The organism is Sandarakinorhabdus cyanobacteriorum, from assembly GCF_002251755.1.
GTDB lineage: Bacteria > Pseudomonadota > Alphaproteobacteria > Sphingomonadales > Sphingomonadaceae > Sandarakinorhabdus > Sandarakinorhabdus cyanobacteriorum.
Genome location: NZ_NOXT01000107.1, coordinates 44,100 through 65,671 on the forward strand (window position 1 = coordinate 44,100; position 21,572 = coordinate 65,671).

Annotated in this window: 20 protein-coding genes; 17 read left to right on the forward strand and 3 right to left on the reverse strand. The window is 63.5% G+C overall.

Annotated elements, in window-relative coordinates; genetic code table 11:
- Window positions 1-137 precede the first annotated feature (137 nt).
- The 3 genes from CHU93_RS08435 to CHU93_RS08445 are packed head-to-tail and all read left to right on the forward strand — an operon-like array spanning window position 138 to window position 2,004.
- On the forward strand, window positions 138-656 hold the full coding sequence (locus CHU93_RS08435) for a GNAT family N-acetyltransferase (RefSeq protein ID WP_165768666.1): 519 nt from the start codon (window positions 138-140) through the stop codon (window positions 654-656).
- Window positions 656-1,633 (forward strand): phosphotransferase family protein, encoded by a 978-nt coding sequence (locus tag CHU93_RS08440; protein WP_094473651.1) that lies wholly within the window; start codon window positions 656-658, stop codon window positions 1,631-1,633. The genes CHU93_RS08435 and CHU93_RS08440 overlap by 1 nt, the downstream gene beginning before the upstream one ends.
- Entirely contained in the window at window positions 1,633-2,004 is a 372-nt protein-coding gene (locus tag CHU93_RS08445) for a DUF6285 domain-containing protein (RefSeq protein WP_094473652.1), read from the forward strand. Before CHU93_RS08440 ends, CHU93_RS08445 begins: the two co-directional genes overlap by 1 nt.
- On the opposite strand, the gene CHU93_RS08450 is transcribed toward CHU93_RS08445, so the two are convergent.
- Genes CHU93_RS08450 through CHU93_RS08460 form a run of 3 tightly spaced genes read right to left on the reverse strand, consistent with a single transcriptional unit; the run spans window position 1,973 to window position 4,637 of the window.
- The gene (locus tag CHU93_RS08450) at window positions 1,973-2,965 is read right to left on the reverse strand and encodes a proline iminopeptidase-family hydrolase (RefSeq protein ID WP_243375435.1); all 993 of its coding nucleotides are present in this window, start codon (window positions 2,963-2,965) and stop codon (window positions 1,973-1,975) included. The genes CHU93_RS08445 and CHU93_RS08450 overlap by 32 nt on opposite strands.
- Complete coding sequence (locus tag CHU93_RS08455; protein ID WP_094473653.1) at window positions 2,962-3,399, reverse strand: cupin domain-containing protein; 438 nt, start codon at window positions 3,397-3,399, stop codon at window positions 2,962-2,964. The genes CHU93_RS08450 and CHU93_RS08455 overlap by 4 nt, the downstream gene beginning before the upstream one ends.
- On the reverse strand, window positions 3,399-4,637 hold the full coding sequence (locus CHU93_RS08460; protein ID WP_094473654.1) for a cytochrome P450: 1,239 nt from the start codon (window positions 4,635-4,637) through the stop codon (window positions 3,399-3,401). The genes CHU93_RS08455 and CHU93_RS08460 overlap by 1 nt, the downstream gene beginning before the upstream one ends.
- An 81-nt stretch (window positions 4,638-4,718) precedes the next feature.
- On the opposite strand from CHU93_RS08460, the gene CHU93_RS08465 reads away from it, so the two are divergent.
- The 14 genes from CHU93_RS08465 to lpdA all read left to right on the forward strand — a co-directional run bounded on the left by CHU93_RS08465 (window position 4,719) and on the right by lpdA (window position 20,990).
- Window positions 4,719-5,153: a DUF1330 domain-containing protein gene (locus tag CHU93_RS08465; RefSeq protein ID WP_094473655.1), complete on the forward strand. Its 435-nt coding sequence runs from the start codon at window positions 4,719-4,721 to the stop codon at window positions 5,151-5,153.
- A gap of 109 nt (window positions 5,154-5,262) precedes the next feature.
- Window positions 5,263-5,673: a succinate dehydrogenase, cytochrome b556 subunit gene (gene sdhC / locus CHU93_RS08470; RefSeq protein ID WP_094473656.1), complete on the forward strand. Its 411-nt coding sequence runs from the start codon at window positions 5,263-5,265 to the stop codon at window positions 5,671-5,673.
- Window positions 5,674-5,675: 2 nt separating this feature from the next.
- Window positions 5,676-6,059 (forward strand): succinate dehydrogenase, hydrophobic membrane anchor protein, encoded by a 384-nt coding sequence (gene sdhD / locus CHU93_RS08475; protein WP_094473657.1) that lies wholly within the window; start codon window positions 5,676-5,678, stop codon window positions 6,057-6,059.
- A 10-nt stretch (window positions 6,060-6,069) separates the two neighbouring features.
- Complete coding sequence (gene sdhA, locus CHU93_RS08480) at window positions 6,070-7,857, forward strand: succinate dehydrogenase flavoprotein subunit (RefSeq protein ID WP_094473658.1); 1,788 nt, start codon at window positions 6,070-6,072, stop codon at window positions 7,855-7,857.
- Window positions 7,858-7,874: 17 nt separating this feature from the next.
- Window positions 7,875-8,660, forward strand: coding sequence for a succinate dehydrogenase iron-sulfur subunit (locus CHU93_RS08485; protein WP_094473659.1), 786 nt, complete (start codon window positions 7,875-7,877; stop codon window positions 8,658-8,660).
- Between the two features lie 142 nt (window positions 8,661-8,802).
- On the forward strand, window positions 8,803-10,440 hold the full coding sequence (locus tag CHU93_RS08490) for an O-antigen ligase family protein (protein ID WP_243375438.1): 1,638 nt from the start codon (window positions 8,803-8,805) through the stop codon (window positions 10,438-10,440).
- A 69-nt stretch (window positions 10,441-10,509) separates the two neighbouring features.
- Window positions 10,510-10,995 carry a PaaI family thioesterase gene (locus tag CHU93_RS08495; protein ID WP_086117997.1) on the forward strand — a complete coding sequence of 162 codons (486 nt, stop codon included), beginning with the start codon at window positions 10,510-10,512 and terminating at the stop codon, window positions 10,993-10,995.
- Window positions 10,988-12,100 carry a cell division protein ZapE gene (gene zapE, locus CHU93_RS08500; protein WP_094473661.1) on the forward strand — a complete coding sequence of 371 codons (1,113 nt, stop codon included), beginning with the start codon at window positions 10,988-10,990 and terminating at the stop codon, window positions 12,098-12,100. The genes CHU93_RS08495 and zapE overlap by 8 nt, the downstream gene beginning before the upstream one ends.
- Window positions 12,101-12,212: 112 nt before the next feature.
- The gene (gene mdh / locus CHU93_RS08505; RefSeq protein WP_094473662.1) at window positions 12,213-13,175 is read left to right on the forward strand and encodes a malate dehydrogenase; all 963 of its coding nucleotides are present in this window, start codon (window positions 12,213-12,215) and stop codon (window positions 13,173-13,175) included.
- A gap of 42 nt (window positions 13,176-13,217) precedes the next feature.
- Window positions 13,218-14,417: an ADP-forming succinate--CoA ligase subunit beta gene (sucC, locus tag CHU93_RS08510; RefSeq protein WP_094473663.1), complete on the forward strand. Its 1,200-nt coding sequence runs from the start codon at window positions 13,218-13,220 to the stop codon at window positions 14,415-14,417.
- A 3-nt stretch (window positions 14,418-14,420) separates the two neighbouring features.
- Complete coding sequence (gene sucD, locus CHU93_RS08515; protein ID WP_094473664.1) at window positions 14,421-15,305, forward strand: succinate--CoA ligase subunit alpha; 885 nt, start codon at window positions 14,421-14,423, stop codon at window positions 15,303-15,305.
- A gap of 223 nt (window positions 15,306-15,528) precedes the next feature.
- Window positions 15,529-18,342: a 2-oxoglutarate dehydrogenase E1 component gene (locus CHU93_RS08520; RefSeq protein WP_094473665.1), complete on the forward strand. Its 2,814-nt coding sequence runs from the start codon at window positions 15,529-15,531 to the stop codon at window positions 18,340-18,342.
- Between the two features lie 12 nt (window positions 18,343-18,354).
- Complete coding sequence (gene odhB, locus CHU93_RS08525; RefSeq protein ID WP_094473666.1) at window positions 18,355-19,581, forward strand: 2-oxoglutarate dehydrogenase complex dihydrolipoyllysine-residue succinyltransferase; 1,227 nt, start codon at window positions 18,355-18,357, stop codon at window positions 19,579-19,581.
- A gap of 11 nt (window positions 19,582-19,592) precedes the next feature.
- A complete protein-coding gene (lpdA, locus tag CHU93_RS08530) occupies window positions 19,593-20,990 on the forward strand; it encodes a dihydrolipoyl dehydrogenase (RefSeq protein ID WP_094473667.1) in 1,398 nt (465 codons plus the stop codon).
- Window positions 20,991-21,572: the final 582 nt, after the last annotated feature.

Consider the following 21,572-nt stretch of genomic DNA (forward strand, 5'->3'; position numbering starts at 1 on the left):
GGCGACTTATCATGGATTGCAGGTCATCAATCTTTTTGCAAGGCAAGCCCCAACAAGCCTGCCGCACTGTTGCCGGTCTGCAACGAAACTGCAAAACAGCGGATCGCAAAGCCCGCCAGAGGAAAGGTCGCGCCGCAATGTCGGAGTGGGAAATCAGCACGGATCGCCTGTTCATCCGCCCGATGCGCGTTGCGGAGGCCCGTGAATGGCACATCATCCGTGCCAGTGCCCCTTATGATCCAGTGACTCGCAGCATGGATGAAAGCGTCGCCATGATTGCCGCCATGCAGGCCCGCGCCGCTCCTGATTCCGATGGGTGGCAACAATTCAGTATCTTGGCCAAGGATGGCAGCATGATCGGAGATCTTGGCATCCGTTTTTCGCCGCCGTTCAACGCCACGGCCGAAATCGGCTTTGCCGTCGATGTCGCGCAGCGCGGCAAGGGCATTGCCAGTGAGGCGGTTGGCGCCATGGTGCGGCTGTTGTTCCATCGTGGCCGACGCCGGGTTATGGCGGTGACCGATGTGCGCAACCGTGCTGCCCAGCGTGTGCTGGAACGCAACTGGTTCCGGCTGGAAGGTCGCTTTGTCGAAAGCTGGCGCGATGGCAATCAATGGTTTGATGAATTGTCTTATGCCCGCCTGGTCAGTGATTGATGGCCACGCCCGCGCCTGATCATGTGGCCCTGCTGATTGGCGCCGATGTGGTGCGGATCGAGCAATTGTCAGGCGGGGCATCGTCGGCCACCTATGCCGTGGACGCGGTGCGCGATGGCCAGCCCTGGCCGCTGATCCTGCAGTGCGCCGCCACCGGTTGTGTGCCAGAAGGCGGGTTGCCGCGGGCCGATCAGGCCCGATTGCAGCAGATCGCGTTCGAGGCCGGTCTGCCGGTGGCCGAAGTGGTGCGGGTGCTCGGTCCCGAGGATGGCCTGGGTGAGGGTTTCATCATGGCGCGGCTGCCGGGCGAGGCGCTGGCGCCGAAATGGCTGAAGCTGCCGGAATATGCCCCGGCGCGCGCCACCCTTACCGGTCAATGCGCTGCCGTGCTGGCCCGGTTGCACCGACTGCCGCTGGCCAACACGGCTGGCCTCAAGTTGCCGACCGGCAGCACGGCGGAGGGGTTGGCGCGCATGTTCGCCAATTATCGGCGCTTCGCGGTCGATTCCCCGGTGTTCGACCTGGGGTTTGCCTGGCTGAAGGAACGGGTGGAGGATCGGCCGGCAACGGCAATCGTTCACGGCGATTTCCGCTCCGGCAATTTCCTCGTGGCGCCCGATGGACTGGTGGCGGTGCTGGATTGGGAATTGGCGCATCTGGGCGACGGGCACGAGGATTTGGGCTGGCTGTGCTGCAACGCCTGGCGCTTTGGCCTGTGGGACAAGCCTGCGGGCGGCTTTGGCGAACGCGATGCCCTTTATCAGGCCTATGAAGCCGCCGGCGGTGGCCCGGTGGACCGGGCGCGCGCCCATGTGTGGGAAGTGTGGGGCACGCTGAAATGGGGGATTGCCTGCCTGCAATTGGGCGACGACCATGTGTCGGGCCGGCTGCGCAATGTGGAGCGCGCTGCAATCGGCCGCCGTGTGAGCGAGGTGGAGCTTGACCTGATGCACTTGCTGAAGTTCGGGAGCCTGTGATGGCCGAACAGATCGAAGCCACCACCTTGATCGAAGCAGTGCAGCTCTTCCTGGCCGAGCTGGAATCCGAACTGTCGGGCCGACGCGCCTTTCATGCCAAGGTGGCGCAAAACGCCCTGGCCATCGTGGCGCGCGAGCTTGCCCAGGCTCCTCAGGCAAGGGAACAGGCGCTGCTGGCCGGGGTTATGGGCCAGGATGACAGCCTCGATACGCTGCGTGCCAACCTGTGTGCCGATCTTCGCGACGGCCGCAAGGGCGAAACGACACCTGGCCTGATCGATGCATTGCTGGCCATTGCACAGGCCAGATGCGCCGTGGACAACCCGCGCTATTCCACCTTCAAGCGTCTTGCCGCTTCAGCCACGGCCTGAGCAGGGCGAGATAAGCGGCTGGATTGTCAAGCATGATGCTGTGGGCCGCGCCCGGTACCGCTGCAAATTGGGCGCCAGCCTGATCGGCGAAGCGGCGGACGGTGTCCGGCCGGGCCTCGTCATCAATGCCGGCCACAAACAGGCTGCGCGGGCCATTCAGCCGGGCCAGAAGCGGCCGCCCATTATAGTCCTTCAATGTGCCGGTGCAGGTGAATTCGGCGCGGCCCCACATATGGGTGTAGAGCCCGGCGGCAAAGGGCGCTGGCAGGGCATCGCGATAGGCGGCTATGGCTGGCGGCGGCATCACCTGGCGCACATGGGCCGCATAAAAGGCATCCGTGGCGGCCTGGCAGGCGGCTTCGGGGGCCGCGCCCGGCGTGTCACAGGCATCCAGCAGCTGCCGCACATCGGCAGGCATGCCGGCTTTGAGCAACGCCGCATCCTCCAGCCACACTGATGTTGCCACCAGCGGCGATTGCAGCACCAGCCCGGCCAGGGCCGCCGGCCGTGTGGCGCCATATTCCAGCGCCAACGTGCCGCCCCAACTGCCGCCCAGGACATGCCACCGCGCGATGCCGAAGTGCGTGCGGATCGCCTCGATCTCGGCGAGGAAGCGCGGCACCGTCCAATTGGCCGGATTGCCCGGCCGGTCTGACCGGCCGCAATCCAGCTGATCATAGAGAATCACCGCGCGCTCGTCGGCCAATGCCGTGGCGTTGAGCCAGCCCCAGTGCGATCCGCCCGGCCCGCCGTGGATGAACAGGATCGGCGGCCGCGGCCCATCCAGCGCACCATTGACCCGCACATAAATGCGCCCGCCAGGCACAGCCACCATGGCTTCGCGGTCAGGCGCGATGCGGATACCTGGTGCTGTTGCACCCTGTCGCAGCGGGCTGGCTGCCAAGCGGGCTGGCAGCAGGCTGGCCAAGCCAGCGGCCAAAAAACGGCGCCGCGCCATCATGATTTGCGCCGAAAACCTTGGGGATCCAAGTGCATGTCGATATCGGGGTAATGGCATTCGTCGATCTCGATCCGGTCCGTGCCGATGGCGAGGAATCGGCAGGGCAGGGCGCTGCGGTTCTGCAGATGATGGCCGTTGGCGCTGCCGGCCGGGAAGCAGGCGATGTCACCCGGCCGCAGCAGCGTTTCGCCATCCTCCTCCACCAGCACCGCCTCGCCAGCCAGCATCACCACCATCTCGTCTTCATGACTGTGCCAATGGCGCTGGCTCGACCAGGCACCGGGCTCCAAGGTGACCAGATTGGCACCAAACTGCGTCAACTCACCGGCCGCAGCCACGGCCTGCCAAACGCGGCCGGCCACCGCCTCCTGATAGGGCGGCAGATAGTTGGAGCCTCGGTTGACGGGCAGGGCGGCGGGATCAATCTTCGGCATCAGTGCCGTTCAAGCACAACCGGCAGCTTGCGGAAACCATGCACGAACGCCTGCGGCACATATTCGGCCGGGCCGGTCTGGCGCGGAAACAGCCGGCGCGCCAGCAATTCCTCAATCAGCACCGACAATTGCAGTTCGGCCAGCCGCGCGCCGACGCAGCGGTGCACGCCAAAGCCGAATGACAGGTGCCGCCGGGCGTTGGCACGGCCGACATCAAAGCGCTCGGCATCGGGGAACACCTCTTCATCCCGGTTGCCGCTGATGTACCACAGCACGATCTTATCGCCCTGCTTCACCGGCACGCCGGCGATTTCGGCGTCGGCCAGCGCGGTGCGGCGCATATGGGCCAGCGGCGTCTGCCAGCGGATCAATTCGCTCACCGCATTGGGGATCAGGCTGGCATCGGCTTCCAGCCGGGCCCACTCGCTATCAAAACGATTGAAAGCCTGCACCAGGCCCGACATCGAATTGCGCGTGGTGTCGTTCCCGCCAACGATCAGCAAGATGTAATTGCCCGTACGTTCCTTGAACGGCATGTCGCCCATGGCTTCGCTGTGGGCCATGGCGCTGATCAGATCACCATTAGGTGGCTTGGCCTTGCGCTCCGCCATCAGCGCGTCGAGCGCGTGGGTCATGTCCAGCATATGCTGGTGGCGGATCAGATTGGTCGCCGGGTTGATCGCTGCCTCGATATCGCCACCCCAGTCCGACCAGAGGGTCAGATCGCGGCGCTTTTCCCAAGGATAATCAAACAGGATCGCCAGCATTTGTGTGGTGAGTTCGATCGATACCTGATCCACCCAATAGAATTCGCTTCCCACCGGCAGGCTGTCGAGAAGTTCTTGCGTGCGCCGCCGCACTTCCACGGCCATGCGGGCAATTTCCGACGGGCCGAAGGCCGGCGCCACCACGCGGCGTTGCTCGCTGTGCTTGGGCCGGTCCATGGCGATGAACTGCGGTAGGTTGAATTCGTCAAACAGGTCCAGGATGGTGATGCCGCCGAATTCATGGCTGCTCGAAAAAATGTCGGGCCGGGCCTCCACCGCCATGATGTCGGCATGGCGGCTCACGCTCCAATAGGGGCCGAACGGGCTGTTGGGCTGGAAATGCACCGGTGCCTCGGCCCGGAGGCGAGCGAACACCGGCCGCCAGCTGTCGGTGGCATAAAGCGTCGCGTCCGACACATCGATGGCCGACAACGGCACATCAAGGCCGGCTGCGGGTGACAGAGTCGCCATGATATCCTCCCCATGTTCGCCGCCTCTTGGCGGTCTTGGAGCGCATGCTACGCTCGATTGTCCACAACCGCGAGTCCCGACATGGCCATCCCATACCACAGCAACCACGATGCCCGAATCGATCCCACCCGCGACCAGGTGCGGCATTTGCGCGATCATGGTCGCGACGGACCGGTGGTGATGATGAATCTGTTGAAATTCCGCGAAACCGCAGATTATCCGCCCGAATTGGGCATGGCCGCGTGTTCGGGAAAGGCCGCCTATGATCGCTACCAGCACGCCTTCACCGTGGCCGTCGGAGCCATCAGCCAGGCCGAGGTGCTGTATGATGGCCCGTGCGAACAGGTCTTCATCGGTCAAGCTGGCAGCGATGCAACCGATTGGGACAAGCTGCTGCTGGTCCGCTATCCCAGCCGGCAGCATTTCCTGAACATGATGGCCAATGATGCCTATCGCGACGCGCTGGTGCATCGTTATGCCGGCCTGGAACGGACCGTCCTCATCCAGTGCGGCTGAACGTGGCAGTGGCTTCTCTGTTGCACCGCAGCGCCAGCGCGTTATGAAAGCGCTGATGTGATGATCACGCCGGCGCCGGGATACCCGGTGCTGGGCGAAAGGGGGATCAATGGCTTCTCGTCCAACCGCGCCCGCTCCGCGCCCGCTGAGCCCGCACCTCACCATCTGGAAATGGCGGGTGCATATGGCGGTCTCCATCGTCCACCGCGTCACTGGCCATGCCTTGGCCTTTGGTGCCGTGGTCATTTTTGCCTGGTGGCTGGCGGCTCTGGCCAGCGGTCCGGAATATTATCGCTTCTTCCAGGATGTGGTCTTCTCGCCACTGGGCGTGATTGTCGGCTTTGGCCTGACCTGGGCGATGTTCCAGCACATGGGCAGCGGGCTGCGCCACTTCATCATGGATGCCGGCGAAGGTTATGACCTCGTCACCTCGCGCCGCATGGCGCAAGGCGCCTTCGTGTTTGGCGCGACCGCCACCCTGGCCTTCTGGGCCTATATCCTTCTCGGCAAGGGGCTCTGATCATGGGCAATGGGACTCGACTCGGCAAGGTCCGCGGCCTTGGTGCCGCTGGCGGCGGCGTTGTCCACCACTGGTGGCTGCAGCGCGTGACAGCGGTAGCCAGCCTGTTCCTGGTGCTGTGGTTCGCCTTCAGCCTCGCTCGGCTGCCCAGCCTTGATTATGCCAGCGCGCGCCTGTGGCTGTCGCAACCGATCGTGGCAGTGCCGATGTGCCTGCTGGTCGTCAGCGTTTTCTGGCATTTCCGCCTGGGCGTTCAGGTGATGCTGGAGGATTATCTCCATGGGTCAAAGCGCGTCATCGCCATGCTCGCGCTGAATTTCTACACGTTCGTCTTGGCGGCTTTCGCACTGTTCTCGGTGCTGAAGATCGCCCTGCCTGCCGCCTGAGGATTTCCACGTGGTGCAAGCCTATCAGATTATCGATCACGTTTATGATGCCGTTGTGGTGGGGGCCGGCGGCTCCGGCCTGCGTGCGGCCATGGGCATCGCCGAAGCTGGCCTGAAAACCGCCTGCATCACCAAGGTGTTCCCCACCCGCAGCCATACGGTGGCAGCGCAGGGCGGCATTGCGGCCGCGCTGGGCAACATGGGGCCGGATCACTGGACCTGGCACATGTATGATACGGTGAAGGGTTCGGACTGGCTGGGCGACCAGGACGCCATCGAATATCTCTGCCGCGAAGCCCCGGCGGCCGTTTATGAACTGGAACATTTCGGCGTGCCGTTCAGCCGCACCGAAGCGGGGCGCATCTACCAGCGCCCGTTCGGCGGCATGATGCAGAACATGGGCGCCGGCCCGCCCGCCCAGCGCACCTGCGCCGCAGCCGATCGCACCGGCCACGCCATGCTGCACGCGCTCTACCAGCAGAGCCTGAAGTACAGCTGCGATTTCTACATCGAATATTTCGCCATCGATCTGATCATGGTGAACGGGAAGTGCAAGGGCGTCATCGCGCTCAACATGGAAGACGGCAGCATCCATCGCTTCCGCAGCCACCAGACGGTGCTGGCGACCGGTGGCTATGGCCGCTGCTATTTCTCCGCCACCTCTGCCCACACCAGCACGGGTGACGGCGGCGGCATGGCCATCCGTGCCGGCGTTGCCATGCAGGACATGGAATTCGTGCAGTTCCACCCCACCGGCATCTATGGCGCCGGCGTGCTGATCACCGAAGGCGCGCGCGGGGAGGGGGGCTATCTCACCAATTCGAAGGGCGAACGCTTCATGGAGCGTTATGCCCCGTCGGCCAAGGATCTGGCCAGCCGCGACGTGGTTTCGCGGTCGATGGCCATGGAAATCCGCGAAGGTCGCGGCGTTGGTGCCGAAGGCGACCATATCCACCTGCACCTCAACCACATTGATGCCAGCGTGCTGGCCCAGCGGCTGCCTGGGATTTCCGAAACCGCCAAGGTTTTTGCCGGTGTCGATGTGACCAAGGCGCCGATCCCGGTGGTGCCGACCGTCCACTACAACATGGGCGGTATCCCGACCAATTATCACGGCGAAGTCGTCACCCTGAAGGATGGCAACCCTGATCAGGTCGTGCCCGGCCTATTCGCCGTGGGCGAAGCCGCCTGCGTTTCGGTGCATGGCGCCAACCGCCTCGGGTCCAACAGCCTGATCGATCTGGTCGTCTTCGGCCGCGCCACCGCGCATCGCATTGCCAACATCCAGAAGGCGAACGCCCCACACCAGAAGTTGCCGGCCGACAATGCCGATTTCGCCTTGGGCCGCCTCGATGGCTTCCGCCATGCCAAGGGCGGTTCCAGCACAGCCGAGGTGCGCCTCGCCATGCAGAAGACGATGCAAGCCAATGCCGGCGTGTTCCGCACCAGCGAAATCCTCGACGAAGGCGTGCGCAAGATCGACGCCGTCTATCAGCGCATGGCCGATATCGGCACCAGTGACCGTTCGATGGTGTTCAACACCGATCTTATCGAAACGCTGGAACTGGACAACATGATCGGCCAGGCCGTGCTGACCATGCACATGGCCCGCAACCGCCACGAAAGCCGCGGCGCCCACATGCACGAGGATTTCCCCAATCGCGACGATGATCAGTGGATGGTGCACAGCCTCGGCTGGTTCCGCGATGGCGCAGTGGAACTCGCCAAGCGCCCGGTCCACACCTACACGCTGTCGGACGAGATCGAATATATCAAGCCCAAGGCGCGGACCTATTGATCAGGCGGTAATGGACCATGGCTGAATTCTCCCTCCCCCCCAACAGCGTCATCAAGGGCAACGGCAAGGCCTATCCGGCCCCCGCTGGCGCGACGCGGACCAAGAGCTTCAAGATCTATCGCTGGAACCCGGACGATGGGCAGAACCCGCGCTATGACACCTACGCGCTCGATCTCGATGCCACCGGCCCGATGGTTCTGGACGCGCTGATCAAGATCAAGAACGAGGTGGACCCCACGCTCACTTTCCGCCGCTCCTGCCGAGAAGGTATTTGCGGTTCCTGCTCGATGAACATCGATGGCGCCAATACGCTGGCCTGCACCAAGCCGATCGAGGAGGTGAAGGGCGAGGTGGTGATCACTCCGCTGCCGCACATGGAGGTGATCAAGGACCTCGTCCCTGATTTCAAGCATTTCTATGCCCAATATGCCAGCATCAAGCCCTGGCTGCAGACCGTGACTCCGGCGCCGTCTGGGGAAGAGCGCATCCAGTCGCCTGAAGAGCGCGAGAAACTCGACGGGCTGTATGAGTGCATCCTGTGCGCCTGCTGCTCCACCGCCTGCCCGTCTTACTGGTGGAACAGCGACAAGTTCCTCGGCCCCGCCATCCTGTTGCAGGCCTATCGCTGGCTGGCCGACAGCCGTGATGAGATGACCGGCGAGCGCCTGGATGCGCTGGAGGACCCGTTCCGTGTCTATCGCTGCCATACCATCATGAACTGCGCCAACGTCTGCCCGAAGGGCCTGAACCCGGCCAAGGCGATCGCCGAAATCAAGCTGATGATGCTGGAACGCGCCGGCTGAGCCGGACGGGGCCATCTTGCGGTGCAACATGGCCCCGTGTTACCGATAGCCAGCAACCATCGTGTGGCCCGGCCGTATCAGCAACCGGTCGGTGATCGTGTTTTGGCCACCGTGGCGAAGTGATGGGGTGAACCAGGTGAGCATGGCATTGGCAAGCCGGACTGCGGTGATGCGGCGCTCCACGCGCATCATGGCGCCCTACAACCGGCTGGAATTCCGGCCGTGGTTTCCGGTATTCAAGTTGGTGCTGATCTGCCTCATGATGGCGATGATCGTCTATGGCAGTGCGCTCGCGACTGTTGGCGGCACCCAGGTGCTGAAAACCGTTTCGTTGCCAATCCTTGGCCTGCTGGGCGTGGTGATCTGGCTGCTGCCCGATGCCGACACGCACAGTCGCGGTGAAACTGCCGATCTTCCATTCCTGCCGGTGCTGCTCACTTTCATTGCCAGTATCATTGTCTGGCCGTCCTATATTGCCATCGTGATTCCCGGCCTGCCATGGATCACGCCGCCGCGGCTGATCCTGGCCGTGCTGCTTGCGATGATGCTGATCTATTATCCGCAACGTGGGCGTGTCCGCAGCCAGATTGTGGATACGCTGGGCTATGATCGCATCGCCATCAGCCTTTTTCTCTTGTATGAATGCTTGAATTTCATCGTTCTGCCGCTGTCGCCCGGACCAGCTGAAACTGCGTCTTATTGGGCGTTGCAGGATGTCATGAATTTTTCCGCGGTGATCGGGGCTGCAGCTTTCCTTCACAACCCAAAGTATTTCAAACCGATTTATGCCGTGGTCACCTGCGTTGCGATTTATTCAATGCTGGTTGCGGTGCTGGAAAACTATATGCAGATTCCGCCTTGGGCGGAAAACATCCCGTCTTTCATGCGGATTGATGAAGACTGGCTGGCCCGCATCCTTTCCCCCCAGGCCCGCGTCGGCGATACGCGCTATCGCATACGCTCAACCTTCCCGGTTGTGCTTTACTATACGCTCTATCTCAGCCTGGTGATGCCGATGGTTCTTTATGCCATGACGCGCATGACCGGTCGCTTCCGGATCCTAGGGCTCTCCTTGATCGTGTTGGTGCTTCACACCGCTTGGTTCGCAAATGCCCGAACCGCCATCATCGCGCTGATCGTGCCGTTGGTCTGCTTCTCGGTGATGACCGTGGCACGCAGCATTGCCAATGGCAGCCGCCGCGATGCGCTGAAGTTCGGTATCCGGGGCATGATGGTGCTGATGGCCGTTGGCATGCTTGGCGGCGTGCTGGCCACCAGCCACCGGGCGCAGATGTACGTCTTTGGCGGAAAGCAGCATGCCGGCAGCAACCTGGCGCGCGAGAAGCAATGGGCAAATGCTTGGGCGCAGTTGGCCAAAAATCCCGTTGGGGTCGGTGCTGGTAATTCAATCGAGTTCGTTGGCGTGGATGTCCGCGGCAATAAGATCGTTGACAGTCTCTATATCAACATGCTCGTCGATCTCGGCTATCTTGGCTTCATTGCCTATTTCGGCATGTTCCTGCGCTGCGCCTGGCTCGGTATTCGATGCTTCTTGCGTGCCGCCAACGAGTATGAGGAATATGCAGGCGCTGCTGCGGTTGGGTTGATTGGTTATACAATCAACTGTTCCGTGGTAAGCAACACCGACTCAGCTTACCTGGCCTTCCTCTTCTGCGGCCTGATTGTTGCCACCAAGCGTCATCAGGACCGTCGGATCGCCGAAGAGGCCAGGAACGTGGGCAAGGGCGAAAGCACCGCCCTGGTGCCCGTTCGGCGCTGATGAAACGCCGCCGCCCGGTCTGCATTTGCGCACTGGACGGCGGCCATATGCGGCGCTAACCGCCCGGCCATGTCACGCGAAACCATTACCGAAGGGCCCAATGCGGGCTGGACTGTCTGGCGCCGGGATCCGGATGGTCGCTTTGCTTCCATGCTCGGCGATTTTTATTTCCGCGAAGGCGCGCGCGGCGTCGAATGCCGCATGGAAACCGCGCGCAAGCATTCGAATGGCTTGGGCTATCTCCACGGCGGCTTCATCATGTCGTTCATCGATATGGCGATGTTCGCCTTCATTTTCCGTCAGCTGGAAAACAGCGCCGCCGTCACCCTGTCGTGCGCCACGGATTTCCTTTCGGCCGGGATCGTCGGCAAGCCCATTGAGGCGCATGGCGAGATCCTGAAGGAAACCGGCAAGATGCTGTTCGTGCGCGGGCTGGTGACGCAGGATGGTGTCAACCTCGCCAGCTTTACCGGCACGATGCGCAAGATCCCCCGCACCGCGAGGCCAACCGGCGAAGGCCATGCCACAAGGCCGGGCGAAACCCAGGTTGACTGATCTTCTCACCCGTTATGACCAGTTGCTGGCGGCGGGGGAACTGAAACCCGATCCCGCCCAGGCCGCCGTGGCCCGCCGCCTGGCCGCGCTGGAGGCGGATCTGGTCTGCCCGGCCCCGGCACCCGGTTTGCTTGGCCGGTTGTTCGGCAAGGCCGCGCCGGTGCCGCCCAGGGGCGTCTATGTCTGGGGAGGGGTGGGTCGCGGCAAGTCCATGCTGATGGACTTGTTCTTTGCCGCGTCTGCTGTCAGCCCCAAGCTTCGTGCCCATTTCCACGAGTTCATGGCGGATGTGCATGGCCGCATCCACACCGCCCGCGAAGCTGGCGAGACGGACCCGCTGATCAGCGTCGCCAATGCCATCGCGGCCGAGGCAAGACTGCTGTGCTTCGATGAAATGCAGGTGAAGGACATTGCCGATGCGGCCATTCTGTCCCGCCTGTTTACCGCCCTGATGGAGCGTGGCACCGCCATCGTCACCACCAGCAACCGCCCGCCGCAGGATCTCTATCTCAACGGCCTCAACCGCCACCTGTTCCTGCCCTTCATCGATCTGATTGGGCAGCGGATGGACGTGATCACCCTGGATGGTCCCACCGATTACCGGCTGCAGCGCCTGGGCGGCGGCGCCACCTGGCATGTGCCCAATGGTCCGGAGGCCACGGCCGCCTGCTCGGCCGCCTTCTTCCGGCTCACCGATTATCCCCCGGAAGATCGTGCCCATGTGCCCTCGGCCGAGCTGCCGGTCGGCGGTGGCCGCCTGCTCCATGTGCCAAAATCCCTGAAGGGCGTTGCGGTGTTCAGCTTTGCCCGGCTGTGCCGGCAGCCGCTGGGCGCGGCCGACTATTTGGCGATCGCCCGCCATTATCACACGCTGATCATCGTCGGCATCCCGCGCCTGAACCCTGAGAACCGCAACGAGGCGATCCGCTTCATCCACCTGATCGACGCACTCTACGAACGGCGCGTCAAGCTGATCGCCGCGGCCGATGCCGAGCCGGCCGATCTCTATCCTGCCGGCGATTCCAGTTTCGAATTCGAACGCACCGTCAGCCGCCTGATGGAGATGCAGTCGGCGGATTATCTGGCGCTTGGCCACGGCGGCTGAAACGGCCTCCCTCTTTTGCCCGGATAGGGAATTGCTGCGGTTGCACACTGGGCCGCCAGCCTCTATCCAACCTGCGACATTCTGACCGACTCAAGAGAGAAAGGCCCACCCCATGGCTCGCAAGAAAATCGCCCTGATCGGCGCCGGCAACATCGGCGGCACCCTGGCGCACCTCGCCGCGCAGAAGGCGCTGGGCGATATCGTGCTGTTCGACGTGGTGGACGGCGTGCCGCAGGGCAAGGCGCTCGATCTGGCCCAGTGTGGCCCGGTCGAAGGCTTTGACGTGAATCTGAAGGGCAGCAACGATTATGCCGATATTGCTGGTGCCGATGTGATCATCGTCACCGCCGGTGTTGCCCGCAAGCCGGGCATGAGCCGCGATGACCTGCTGGGCATCAATTTGAAGGTGATGAAGGCGGTGGGTGAGGGGATCAAGACCCAAGCACCGGGCGCCTTCGTGATCTGCATCACCAACCCGCTGGATGCCATGGTGTGGGCGCTGCGCGAGTTTTCGGGCCTTCCGCATCACATGGTCTGCGGCATGGCCGGCGTGCTTGATTCTGCCCGGTTCCGCCACTTCCTCGCCGATGAGTTCAAGGTCAGCGTCAAGGATGTGAACGCCTTCGTGCTCGGCGGCCATGGTGACACCATGGTTCCGGTGATCGAATACTCGACCGTTGCCGGCATTCCGGTGCCCGATCTGATCAAGATGGGCTGGAGCACGCAGGAGCGTATCGATGCCATCGTGCAGCGCACCCGTTCGGGCGGCGGCGAGATCGTCGCGCTGTTGAAGACCGGCAGCGCCTATTATGCGCCGGCCACCAGCGCCATCGAGATGGCCGAGGCCTATCTCTATGACCAAAAGCGCCTGCTGCCCTGCGCCGTGAACCTGACCGGCCAATATGGCGTGTCCGATCTTTATGTCGGCGTGCCGGTCATCCTTGGTGCCGGTGGCGTCGAGCGCGTGGTCGAGATCGAATTGTCGCCGTCGGCAAAGGCCAATTTCCAGGTGAGCGTGGATGCGGTGAAGGAACTGCTGGCGGCCTGCAAGGGCATCGATCCGTCGCTGGCCTGAACCAGGGGCAGCATCACGGCGATCGAGGGGTGAGGATTTTCAATGAACATTCATGAGTATCAGGCCAAGGAATTGCTGGCCAAGTTCGGCGTTCCGGTGCCGATCGGCTTTGCCGCGATGAGCGTTGATGAAGCGGTGGCTGCCTCAGCCAAGCTGCCCGGCCCGCTCTACATCGTGAAGGCGCAGATCCACGCCGGCGGGCGCGGCAAGGGCAAGTTCAAGGAACTCCCCCCGGAAGCCAAGGGCGGCGTTCGCCTGGCCCGTTCGGCTGATGATGTGCGCGCCGCCGCCACCGACATGCTGGGCAACACGCTGGTGACCATCCAGACCGGTCCGGCCGGCAAGCAGGTCAATCGCCTCTACGTCACCGACGGCGTGGATATCGCCAAGGAACTTTATCTGGCCATGCTGGTCGACCGCGCCACCGGCCGCATTGCCATCGTCGCCAGCACCGAAGGCGGGATGGACATTGAAGAGGTGGCCCATCACCACCCGGAAAAGATCCACACCATCACCATCGATCCGGCCACCGGCATCATGCCCCATCATGGCCGCGCCGTGGCCGCTGCGCTTGGCCTCACCGGCGATCTCGCCAAGCAGGCCGAGCATGTCACCACCCGCCTCTATGCCGCCTTCATCGGCACCGATGCGGCGCAGATGGAAATCAACCCGCTGGCCATTACCGATGATGGCAAGCTGATGGTGCTTGATGCCAAGGTCGGCTTCGACAGCAACGCCATGTACCGCCACCCCGATCTGGCCGAACTGCGCGACCTGACCGAGGAAGACCCGGCGGAAGTGGAAGCCAGCAAATATGATCTGGCCTTCATCAAGCTGGATGGCGACATCGGCTGCCTCGTCAACGGCGCCGGCCTCGCCATGGCCACCATGGACATCATCAAGTTGAACGGCGCCGAGCCGGCCAACTTCCTCGATGTCGGCGGCGGCGCCACCAAGGAAAAGGTGACGGCCGCCTTCAAGCTGATCCTGCAGGATCCGGCAGTGAAGGGCATATTGGTCAACATCTTCGGCGGCATCATGCGCTGCGACATCATTGCCGAAGGCATCATCGCTGCGGCCAAGGAGGTCAGCCTCGCGGTGCCGCTGGTGGTGCGCTTGGAAGGCACCAATGTCGAACTCGGCAAGGAAATCCTCGCCAACTCCGGCCTGCCAATCGTCTCGGCCGACAATCTGGGTGATGCGGCGGCCAAGATCGTCGCCGAAGTGAAGAAGGCCGCCTGAGCCATGTCCATTCTCGTCAATGCAAACACCCGCGTCATCACGCAGGGCTTCACCGGCAAGCAGGGCACGTTCCATTCGGAACAGGCCATCGCCTATGGCACCAAGGTCGTCGGTGGCACCGCGCCGGGGAAGGGCGGTTCCACCCACCTCGGCCTGCCGGTCTTTGACACCGTGGCCCAGGCCCGCGAAGCCACGGGTGCTGATGCCTCGGTCATCTATGTGCCGCCGCCCGGCGCTGCTGACGCCATTTGCGAAGCCATTGCCGCCGAAATCCCGCTGGTTGTCTGCATCACCGAAGGCATTCCGGTGCTCGACATGGTGCGCGTCAAGCGCGCCCTGCAAGGTTCGAAGACCCGCCTGATCGGGCCGAACTGCCCCGGCGTGCTCACCCCCGGCGAATGCAAGATCGGCATCATGCCGGGCAACATTTTCCGCAAGGGCAGCGTCGGCGTCGTCTCGCGTTCGGGCACGCTCACCTATGAGGCCGTGCACCAGACCACCAACGTCGGCCTGGGCCAGACCACGGCCGTTGGCATCGGCGGTGACCCGGTCAACGGCACCAATTTCATTGACGTGCTGGAACTTTTCCTCGCCGACGAGGCGACGAAGTCCATCATCATGATCGGCGAAATCGGTGGCGACGCCGAGGAACAGGCCGCCCAGTTCCTGATCGACGAAGCCAAGCGTGGCCGCAAGAAGCCGATGGTGGGCTTCATTGCCGGCCGCACCGCGCCTCCCGGCCGCCGCATGGGCCATGCCGGCGCGATCGTGTCGGGCGGCAAGGGCGATGCCGAAAGCAAGATTGCTGCGATGGAAGCCGCCGGCATCCGCGTGTCGCCGTCGCCGTCGCTGCTGGGCGAAACCCTGGTTGAGGTGCTGAAGGGCTGATTGATCCTCCCTGCCCGAAGGGCGGGGAGGGGGCCGCCGAAGGCGATGGAGGGGCGGGGCGCCCCCCTCCGCCCTGCGGGCGCCTCCCCCACAGGGGGAGGACAGACCCCCGCATGCCCTCCTTGCATGGCCGGCATGCGACAGTTTGTCATGACATTCCCGCCATGTGCCGTTAAACAAGGCAGAATCGCGAGAGCTGAGGCCAGAGTTAAGGACTGCCACGATGGACAATGAAGCCCTGCTGCCCGGCGCCGATGACCGGCCGCGGCCGAGTTGGGCCAGGCCAAACTGGCCGATCCTGCCGGCCGATGATCTGACACGTGGCCTGGATGCGGCCGGCATGTTCGCCGAAAGCAGCGCCAAGACCGCCGGCAAGGCCGCCGCCCAGGCCGCCGCTGCCGGTGCCAGCCTGGAAGAGATCGCGCGGGCCGCCCAGGATGCCATCAGCGCGCTGATGCTGATCCGCACCTATCGCGTGCGTGGCCACCTTGCTGCCAATCTCGATCCGCTCGGCCTTGCCGTCCGCGATCTGCCGGCCGATCTCACGCCGGGCTATCATGGCTTTGGCCCGAATGATCTTGATCGCCCCGTCCACATCGGTGGCGCGCTCGGCCTGCAAACGGCCACCATCCGCGAGCTTGTCGGCATCCTGCAGCGCAATTATTGCGGCAATGTCGGCCTCGAATATATGCACATCAACGATGTGGAGGAACGCCGCTTCCTGCAGGAGAAGTTCGAGGGGCGCGACAAGGAAATCCACTTCACCGCCAACGGCAAGCGCGCCATCCTGAACAAGCTGGTCGAAGCCGAACAGTATGAGAAATTCCTGGGCCGCAAATATGTCGGCACCAAGCGCTTTGGCCTTGATGGCGCCGAAGCGATGATCCCGGCGATGGAATCGATCATCAAGGTCGGCGGCCAGCTGGGCGTTACCGAAATCGTCTTCGGTATGCCGCACCGCGGCCGGCTCAACATGCTGGCCAACGTGATGCAGAAGCCGTTCCGCACGATTTTCCACGAATTTGCCGGCGGCTCCTCCAATCCCGATGATGTCGGCGGTTCGGGCGATGTGAAATATCACCTCGGCACCAGCACCGATCGCGAATTTGATGGCAACCGTGTGCACCTGTCGCTGGTGCCCAATCCGTCCCACCTGGAAGCGGTGGACCCGGTGGTGCTGGGCAAGGTGCGCGCCATCCAGACCATCATGGGCGATGAGGCCCGCCGCCAGGTGATGCCGGTGCTGCTGCACGGCGATGCCGCCTTTGCCGGCCAGGGCATCGTGGCCGAATGCTTCGGCTTCTCCGGCCTCAATGGCTACAACACCGGTGGCACCATCCATTTCGTGGTGAACAATCAGGTTGGCTTCACCACCAGCCCGCAATTCGCCCGCTCTTCGCCCTATCCGTCGGATGTGGCCAAGATCGTGCAGGCGCCGATCTTCCACGTGAACGGCGATGATCCCGAGGCCGTGACCTATGCCACCAAGGTCGCCACCGAATTCCGCCAGCGCTTTGGCCGCGATGTGGTGATCGACATGTGGTGCTATCGGCGCTTTGGCCACAACGAAAGCGACGAGCCCAGCTTCACCCAGCCGCTGATGTATGCGGTGATCGGCAAGAAGCGCCCGGTCAGCGAGATTTATGCCGAGCGCCTGGCGCGCGAAGGCGTGGTGCCGGCCGATGGCTACAAGGCGATGATCGATGCCTATGTCGCCATGCTGGAAACCGAATTCGATGCCGCCGCGGGCTTCAAGGCCAATGCTGCCGATTGGTTTGGTGGCCGCTGGGCGGGACTGGGCCGGCCGAAGGAGGCGATCGACAGCCGCCGCGCCGCGATGACCGGCGTGTCGATGACCGAACTGCACCAACTGGGCAAGCAGCTCACCACCGTGCCCGATGGCTTCAATATCCACCGCACGCTCGCCCGCGTGCTCGATGCCAAGGCCGAGATGTTTGCCACCGGCGCCAATGTCGATTGGGCCACGGGCGAAGCGCTGGCCTTTGGCTCGCTGCTCAAGGATGGCTATGGCGTCAGGCTTTCGGGCCAGGATTGCGGCCGCGGCACCTTCAGCCAGCGCCACGCGGTGTGGACCGATCAGAAGGACGGCAGCCGCTATGTGCCGCTGAAGGCGATGGACAGCCGCTTCGAGGTGCTGGACAGCCCGCTCTCCGAATTCGGCGTGCTCGGCTTTGAATATGGCTATGCGCTGGCCGATCCGAAAAGCCTGATCCTGTGGGAAGCCCAGTTTGGCGATTTCGTCAACGGCGCCCAGACCATCATCGATCAGTTCATCGTATCGGGCGAAATCAAGTGGTTGCGCGCCAACGGTCTCGTCATGCTGCTGCCGCACGGATACGAAGGGCAGGGCCCGGAACACAGCTCGGCACGCGTCGAACGCTTCCTCAGCCTGTGCGCGGAAGACAATATCCAGGTCGCCAACTGCACCACGCCGGCCAATTTCTTCCACCTGTTGCGCCGGCAGATGCTGCGTGATTTCCGCAAACCCCTGGTGGTGTTCACGCCCAAGTCGCTGCTGCGTCACAAGCGGGCGGTGTCCAACCTGGCGGAAATGGGCCCCGCCACCACCTTCCACCGCTGCCTCGACGATCTGAAGCCCTGCGATCCCAAGGCGATCAAGCGGCTCGTGCTGTGCACCGGCAAGGTCTATTATGACCTGCTCGACGCTGCCGAGAAGGACAGCCGCGACGATGTCTATTTGCTCCGTGTCGAGCAGCTTTATCCCTTCCCGGGCGATGTCGTGGCCGAATATGCCGCCAAATTCCCCAATCTGGAAACCGTGGTCTGGGCTCAGGAAGAGCCGCAGAACGGCGGTGCCTGGAGCTTCATTGCCCCGCGCATCGAACAGGCGCTGGGCCGCCGCCCGGTCTATGCCGGCCGCGCCGCCGCCGCCGCCACCGCCACCGGCCTGCTGAAACGCCACAACGCCGAACAGGCCAAGCTGGTGGCCGAGGCGCTGGGCGCCACCTCGACCCAAGTCAAGGCCGCGATCCGCGGCGGTCTCAAGAAGAAGTAAGAAGGCAAGAACATGGCCACTGATGTCATCGTGCCCACCCTGGGCGAATCCATCACCGAAGCCAGCGTGGGCCAGTGGCTGAAACAGCCGGGCGAGGCGGTGGCCGCTGATGAACCGATCGTGGCGCTGGAAACCGACAAGGTGGCCGTGGAAGTGCCGGCGCCGGTGGCCGGCGTGATGGGCGAACAGATGTTCCAGCCCGGCGACACGGTGACGGTGGGCGCGCTGATCGCCCGCATCCTCGAAGGCGGCGCCGCCGCTGCCCCGGCACCGGCGCCCGCAGCGGCCCCGGTTGCAGCCCCCGTTGCCGCGCCGGCGCCGGTGGTGGAGGCGCCGGCCTATGACGCCATCAGCCCGGCCGTTCGCGGCCTGATCGACACCTACAACCTTGATCCGGCCAGCATCAGCGGCACTGGCAAGGATGGCCGCTTGACCAAGGGCGATGTGCTCGCCGCCATCGAAGCCGGCACCGCCCGGGTGAAATCGGCCGCCGTCGCCCCGGTTGCGGCTGCGCCGGTTGCTGTCGCGGCCCCGGCCGCGCGGCGCGAGGAGCGGGTGAAGATGACCCGGTTGCGCCAGACCATCGCGCGCCGCCTGAAGGAAGCCCAGAACACCGCCGCCATGCTGACCACGTTCAACGATGTGGACATGTCGGCCGTGATCGAGGCGCGGGCGAAGTACAAGGATCATTTCGAGAAGAAACACGGCGTTCGCTTTGGTTTCATGTCGTTTTTTGCCAAGGCCGTGGTGCTGGCGCTAAAGGATGTGCCGGCCGTTGGCGCCGCGATCGAAGGCGACGAGATCGTGTTCAAGGATTATGCCGACCTCGGCATCGCCGTCTCCTCGCCGGGCGGCCTGGTTGTGCCGATCCTCAAGGACGCGCAGGCCAAGAGCTTTGCCGAGATTGAAAAGCAGATCGCCGATTTCGGTGAGCGCGCCCGCAAGGGCACGCTGAAGATCGAGGAAATGCAGGGCGGCAATTTCACCATTTCCAACGGTGGCGTGTTCGGCTCGCTGCTGTCCACCCCCATCCTCAACCCGCCGCAGTCGGGCGTCCTCGGCCTGCACCGGGTGGAGGACCGGCCGGTGGTGCGGGGTGGCCAGATCGTCGTCCGCCCGATGATGTATATGGCGCTGTCCTACGATCACCGGCTGATCGACGGCAAGGAGGCGGTGACCTTCCTGGTTCGCGTCAAGGAAGCCATTGAAGATCCAGCCCGTTTGCTGATCGACCTTTAAGGAGCCAGACCATGGCCAGCTTCGAATTTGATGTCGTCGTCATCGGCGGCGGCCCCGGCGGCTATGTCGCCGCCATCCGCGCGGCGCAGCATGGGCTGAAGGTTGCCTGCATCGAAAAGCGCGGCACGCTGGGCGGCACCTGCCTGAATGTCGGCTGCATCCCGTCGAAGGCGCTGCTGAATGGCAGCCATCTTTATGAGGAACTGGCCGGCGGGCATCTCGCCAAGTTCGGCGTGAAGGCCGACAACATCAGCTTCGACCTGTCTGCCCTGCTGGGTGAAAAGGACAAGGCGGTCAAGGAGTTGACCGGCGGCATCGAGATGCTGTTCAAGAAGAACAAGGTGGAATGGATCAAGGGCGAAGCCAGCTTTGTCGATGCCAAATCAGTGAAAGTGGGTGAGCGGACGGTCACCGCCAGGAACTTCATCATCGCCACCGGTTCCGAAGTGGCGCTGCTGCCCGGCATGGCGCCGGATGGGGAGGTGATCGTCACCTCCACCGAAGCGCTGAGCCTGCCCAAGGTGCCGGGCCATCTGGTGGTGATTGGCGGCGGCTATATCGGCCTTGAGATGGGCAGCGTCTGGCGGCGTCTGGGCGCGAAGGTCACGGTGGTGGAATATGCCCCGCGTATCGTGCCGGCGATGGATGTCGAAGTGGCCGATGCCTTTGCCCGTATCCTGAAAAAACAGAGCCTTGTGCTGAAAACCTCAACAAAGGTGGTAAGCGTGACCCGCAATGGCAATGCGGCCATGGTCACTGTTGAGCCGGCCGCTGGCGGTGCTGCCGAAAGCATCGAGGCCGATGTCGTCCTGCTCTCCATCGGCCGCCGGCCCAACACCGATGGCCTGAACCTTGCGGCCACCGGCCTTGCGCTCGATGCCAAGGGGCGCATCCCCATCGATCATCATTTCGCCACCGCCGTGCCCGGCATCTGGGCGATTGGCGACGTGGTGGAAGGCCCGATGCTGGCCCACAAGGCCGAAGACGAAGGCCTGGCCTGCGCCGACAATATCGCGGGCCTCGCCGGCTATGTGAACCATGCCGTGATCCCGGCCGTGGTCTATACGCATCCCGAAGTCGGCACCGTCGGCAAGACCGAGGAGGAGCTGAAGGCGCAAGGCATCGCCTACAAGGCCGGCAAGTTCCTGTTTGCCGCCAACAGCCGCGCCAAGACCAACCGCGACACCGACGGGTTCGTGAAGATCCTGGCCGATGCGAAGACCGACCGGGTGCTGGGCGTCCACATCATCGGCGCCATGGCCGGCACGATGATCGCCCAGGCCGCGCAGGCGATGGAGTTTGGCGCATCGAGCGAGGATATCGCGCTGACCTGCCACGCCCATCCGACCCATTCGGAAGCGCTGAAGGAAGCGGCCATGGCGGTGACGGGCAAGCCCATCCACATGTGATGGCAGCGGTGCCGGGTGCGGAAATTTCAAGGAACGGCTGATTTTGCCATTTTTGCCTGCGTGTAGGACAGGGCGCCCCCAAGTCTCTGAACATGCAAGGAAAAATGGCCTGCCGTACAACGCTCCCTTTGACTTTCCGGTCGAATCAGTAGTTGGGGCGTGGCGGAAGTGGCCAAAAGCGTGGCCGCATTTGGAGGCGCGGTGACCGCAGCTGGTGCGGCGGTGGCTGCACGGGGCGGCGTTGGTGACCGCAGGTCTGGCGCGGGTGGCGGTTGGCGCACCGCGGGAAAATTCGGCTAGACTTGATCGGAGATGGATTGGACCGCTCATGCCGAGCTTGTCGAGGCATCGAACACACTTGGCGCGTGCCTCGACAAGCTCGGCATGAGCGGGCTGGGTATGATGCGGCGCGAATGCGGACGGTCAGTTGCCGCCCCCTTTGCAGTCGTGCCGAGTCCCCGCCGCCCTGTGCTAGGGTCGATTGCAGTTTGATTGAGCCGCCCATGCCGAGCTTGTCGAGGCACCGACCGCACTTGGCGCTTGCCTCGACAAGCTCGGCATGAGCGGGTTTGGGATTCCAGC